Source organism: Pseudomonas amygdali (genome assembly GCF_002699855.1).
Taxonomy (GTDB): Bacteria; Pseudomonadota; Gammaproteobacteria; order Pseudomonadales; family Pseudomonadaceae; genus Aquipseudomonas; species Aquipseudomonas amygdali.
In genome coordinates this window covers 1-1,769 of record NZ_LKBW01000178.1, presented here as the reverse complement: position 1 = coordinate 1,769, position 1,769 = coordinate 1, and the positions used below count along the sequence as shown (strand labels likewise).

2 pseudogenes are annotated in these 1,769 nt (G+C 44.5%); one reads left to right on the top strand and one right to left on the bottom strand.

Annotation, left to right across the window (positions count from 1 at the left end):
- Positions 1–1,151 precede the first annotated feature (1,151 nt).
- A pseudogene (locus AO277_RS29130) lies at positions 1,152–1,340 on the top strand (DUF6531 domain-containing protein); the annotation flags it as partial.
- Positions 1,341–1,674: 334 nt separating this feature from the next.
- On the opposite strand, the pseudogene AO277_RS13185 reads toward AO277_RS29130, so the two are convergent.
- A pseudogene (locus AO277_RS13185) lies at positions 1,675–1,769 on the bottom strand (IS5/IS1182 family transposase); the annotation flags it as partial.

Here is a 1,769-nt window from a genome sequence, read left to right as displayed (position 1 = left end):
AGCGGCTATGGCTCAGCAGTCTAAAAATAGCGGCCTACTTCAGACCATTCCTAGGCTTTCTGGCGTAAGCTCTCCACCGTTCTAAGGTCAGCTCTCGAAAAATACAATGTTATCTGGGATCTACGTATTTAAGGTAATAAGATCTTTCACAAGTCGTAACCGTAACCGTAACCGTAACCGAGGTTAGAGGCGTTTGCATACCGAGTGTAAAATCTTCATGCGGTACGCCGCTTGTTAGGTAGGACGAAAACATGGGAAAACACTGTGGCGTTGAGTTCCCGCTCGATCACGTGAGCACTGGATTTTTCGACGTTCTTGGCTTGAGTCAATCAGTCTTGTCGACTTTGGTATTGGATTGCACCATGGGGGCTGGCTCCTGAAAAGAATCGGAAGCACAGCATCAAGCTTCAATTGCTGGTTTGGGATATGTCTTCATTAGTGCCTAGGGTAACTAAGTAAGCGCAGATGAGAGCAGACTGCCGTTGCCAGCTGTGAGTTGGCTGGAGTGGTGGAGCGGGGTTGGTAAATTCAGGTTGGTCTGCTCGCTGCGATTTTTTCTGACTTTCAGAGTTCAGGGAATTTGCGGTTTCTGGCTTTTTCGTGTCTCCGAATGAGACGCAGATGGTCGCCTGAGTGTATGTGTTTTCTGTTTGAGTTATAGGTGAAGCGCGTAAATTTTAGTTGGTTTTTTTATGTGTGTCAATGGAGAAAAAATTGTTACAGTTAGAGGTTTTTAGTGAAGGCTGATTTTATTAGGGTTTTTAGGGGGGTGGAATGTTTAAGTTTATTGTTTTTGAATGTGGTTGTATTTCGGCTCTCCGGTCTTCAGTTATAGGGGTTTTTGTTTTTTCTTCTTTTTTTCAGTGGTGTCTGCCGCTGATACCTATAGCTATTGGTGGGAGCCTAACAGTCAATTAGGATTTAACGATCCCCGTAAGGCGTGTGACTACCTATACTCAGAGTATTAATGGTCGCATTTGATTTCTAATTATAGGCCTGAGCTGAATCGTTATCGTGCCGGAGTTTACGACTGTGGATGGAACGATGGCGTTGAGGATGGCCATTTTGGCGGTGCCCAGTTTACGACTGTAGATTGCGATATTGATACATCACCTGATCGCCGTACAAACAGTTGCAGTAGTAAGGCTCAGGTGGGTAATCCAATAGAAATTGCCTCATGCTCAAATCCTTCTTCAGGTGTAGGCAATCCACTAAATGCTGCCAACGGCAACAAGTATCAGGAAGAAATTGATTTTAAAAGCGGCGGGGCAAACCCTATCATTATTGGTCGCTCATACAATAGTTTGGATGGAGTATGGAGGCATAATTTTTCTACATCACTGTACTTTGGGAGTAAGACGGTAGTTTTGGTCAGCGCGGATGGTCGTGAGTCCATATTTTTGACAGATGGTCTAGAATATAGGTCTAGCACTGATTCTGGTATATTGATAGCTCAGGCTGATGGTTGGCTATATAGGTCTTCTGCGAATATAGAAATGTATTTTACATCTAAGGGTTACCTGAGTTCGGTGACTGCTCTTAATGGTGATAAGTACACCTTAACATACCTGGATCAAAATGCAGATCGTGTAATAGCTATTGATAATGGGGTGGGAGTGATGGTTGAATTGATTGAGGATCCTCTTCATCAGCTTAAAGCTCTCTCTGCTGGCCCTAGGTTTTGTACGAAAAGTATTGCCGCATACAACGTAGGCTACAAGCCAGCGTGACCATGGCTGCGTAGCTCTTGGCCAGCTTGTCGTAGCGAG